Below are 2,591 nucleotides of genomic sequence, written 5' to 3'. Positions count from 1 at the left end.
GATGACCTGCGGCCCGGACGGATGCACGACGCCACCGCCGCCCGTAACGAAGGCATCGCCATCTGCTTCCAGCATTTCCCCGACGTCGAGGTCCTCCTGGACGACGGCTACCTCGGCCTGAGCCGCGACCACCGCGGGCAAGCGATCCCACCGCCCAGAAAACCCCGGCCGGGAGCACTGCCCGGCAGAATCGAACAGTGGGAACGCGACCACCACGACCACTCATCCGACCGCATCACCGTCCAACACGCCCTCGCCGACCACAAACGCCGGAAACAACTGACGCGCTGGACCCACCGCCGCGACCGCCTGCCCGACACCTACCGCACCATCGCCGACCCCGGCTCCGACCGCACCGCCCAAACCTGAGCAACGGTCCTCAAACGAACCAGCACACCCCACCCGCTATCACGCACCGACGCGTTACGCGACCCGCGTCACGACCGGTGTCAAGCAGTCCGTCACCGTCATCAGCCAGAACCCAGTCATCACGGTCTGGACGGCCCGCTACCTCGGGTTCTGGTGGACAGCTGCAGACGTAGCCCCGGACATCTCGACCTGCACATGAACTGTGCGGTGGGCACGGAGGACGTGAAGTCGGGGGTCGTCACCAGATCACCACCGAAGTCACGGTGGCATGGAAGCCGAACGTGAGGGTTCGGTCCTGCCATTTTTCAAGGGTGAGAGAGGTCTGGTAATTGTTTTCCTGCACGGTGTAGAAGAATGTGACCTTGTTGTTTCCGGAATGAAATTTTGTGCTGAGGAAGAGGTGCAGGTTCATCGCGCCGGCATTGGCGAAACATGACGGCCCCGGAAGGTAGTCCGTCTCTACGCGCGCATACTCCTGAATCACCGGAGAGCCGCAGTTGACGAAGCTGACCGCAGCGGCGGGGGTCGCTGGAAGCGCAATCGCCAAGCCGACGGCGACCGCCGCAATGGCGGTAATCTTCTTGAGTAAACCATGAGCCCTGACGGGACGGCCTATTTTTACGGCAGACACAGTACTTGAACCTTTCGAAGGGATCAACACCCGCCCGGGGTGGGCGAGTCGACCGCACGAGCTTCTTCGCTCCGGAGTGAGCTATTTTCTTCTTCGGCCTGCTGTTGAGTTTGACACATGGAGCCTTTTCCCTCTTGATCAGGCGGTGAGTTCGAAGGTGAAAACGGCTCGGACGACGGCTGTGATGCGGCGGAGCTTCCGCAGGAGCCGTCCGGCTTGAGGATCGCCATAGCGCGTTCACCGAGGCTGCGGGTCTTCGCGTGGTCCTGGTGGCAGCGCTGATGCCGGCCGCGCAGGTGCGTGCCATGGAGCTGTGTGTCAACAAATGATCAGCCGGTCGAAGGTGACCGTGAGTGTTTGAATGCTCCCGTCCACGCTGCTCACCACCCTCGTGATCTGCGGGCAGTTGAACTGGAAACGTGTAAATCTGGTTCCCTGAGCGTTGAGCACGTCGATGGTGATGCAGGCCGGCCGAAACCGACTGGGGTCCCTCAGCCGCGTATCGACGATGGCTGAGGCGCCGGGGCGCCGGGCCGGCGGTCGAACGTGGCTGCGTGCTCGGTGAGGCCGCTGACCTGCGGCAGATATACGGCGGGAGCGCCCGCCACACCGAGAAGCCGGTTGTTGATGGTGACCAGTGGCTTCAAGTCTTGGGTGATCGCCTGGTGAGCCGGGGTGTGCGGTGGTGTGCTCGCTGATGCGGTCGCGGTCGAGCCGATGCCCGGGAAGCCGGTGGACAGTGCTCCTGCAGCGATCAGAGTGTTCACGCGCCGAACACGGTTGCGCTGATGCTCCATCAGAACCTCACGATCGTAACGGTGCCTTCGGACTCCGAAGCTACGGATCGGGCGGCCCGGAATCGTCACCCGGCAGTGGACACTTCTCCGTAGCTCGCACGGGGGACAGGCCCATGGCTTCGGTGCAGTCGGCTCGCCCGTCTGGGTCATATGAGGCCGGGAAAAGGGAGGGCGCGGGTCTGGTCCCGGCTGCCCGTCGGAGGCTGGCAGCGACGGTGCGGAGATCGAGTTCGACGGTACGACGGGGGCGCTGTCGGTGCGCTCGTCGCGACTGCGGGTGGTGGAGCTGATGGCGACCGACATCCCCGGCATCGTCGACGAAGTGCCGGTCCTCGCCATCGCCGCGGCGGTCGCGGAGGCCACCATGGTCATCTCGGACGCCGGTGAGCTGCGAGCCAAGAAGTCCGACCGGATCGTGCACACCTGCGGGATACTGCGCGCGTTCGGGGTGACGGAGACCGAGGACGGCGCGACACTCCAGCCGGCTGCGAGCGAGGCGACCTTGAGTCGGGTGTCGGACCTGGGCCGGAGCCCGGATCGGTGAGGGGTGGTGGGTCAGCAGGTGATTCCGGCTCTGCGCCATGCCGCCTGGATGTCGTGGCAGGCCGACCGTGCTTCGGGAAGGTCGGCTTCTGGGCTCAGTGCGAGGTGGGTGAGCAGCGTGCATCAGCTGTGTCAGACGCCATCCCTCGCGGCGCTCGTCTTCGCCCGCGTCCGCCTCCAGACCGAACCAGACAGTGCCCTCGGCGAACACCCCCGGGTCCTGCACGGTTCCCAGGCGCCGCCCGTCGGCT

Annotated in this window: 4 protein-coding genes; 2 read left to right on the top strand and 2 right to left on the bottom strand. The window is 65.1% G+C overall.

Annotation, left to right across the window (positions count from 1 at the left end; all coding sequences use genetic code 11):
- Nucleotides 1-369 (top strand): transposase (locus ACF1FZ_RS35005; RefSeq protein WP_391777402.1); only part of this gene is annotated, 369 nt, incomplete at its 5' end.
- A 238-nt stretch (nt 370-607) separates the two neighbouring features.
- Here ACF1FZ_RS35005 and ACF1FZ_RS35000 read toward each other — a convergent pair.
- Together ACF1FZ_RS35000 and ACF1FZ_RS34995 are read right to left on the bottom strand one after the other, a co-directional pair.
- Entirely contained in the window at nt 608-1,000 is a 393-nt protein-coding gene (locus ACF1FZ_RS35000) for a beta/gamma crystallin domain-containing protein (RefSeq protein ID WP_391777401.1), read from the bottom strand.
- A 491-nt stretch (nt 1,001-1,491) separates the two neighbouring features.
- Nucleotides 1,492-1,767 (bottom strand): hypothetical protein, encoded by a 276-nt coding sequence (locus tag ACF1FZ_RS34995; protein ID WP_391777400.1) that lies wholly within the window; start codon nt 1,765-1,767, stop codon nt 1,492-1,494.
- A gap of 286 nt (nt 1,768-2,053) precedes the next feature.
- Between ACF1FZ_RS34995 and ACF1FZ_RS34990 the strand changes: the two genes are divergently transcribed.
- Nucleotides 2,054-2,341: a hypothetical protein gene (locus tag ACF1FZ_RS34990; RefSeq protein ID WP_391777399.1), complete on the top strand. Its 288-nt coding sequence runs from the start codon at nt 2,054-2,056 to the stop codon at nt 2,339-2,341.
- Nucleotides 2,342-2,591: the final 250 nt, after the last annotated feature.

The sequence above is a fragment of the Streptomyces sp. NPDC014623 genome, from assembly GCF_043088245.1.
Classification (GTDB): domain Bacteria; phylum Actinomycetota; class Actinomycetes; order Streptomycetales; family Streptomycetaceae; genus Streptomyces.
The sequence above is the reverse complement of the archived record's forward strand: the minus strand, read 5'-3'. Positions and strand labels throughout refer to the sequence as shown.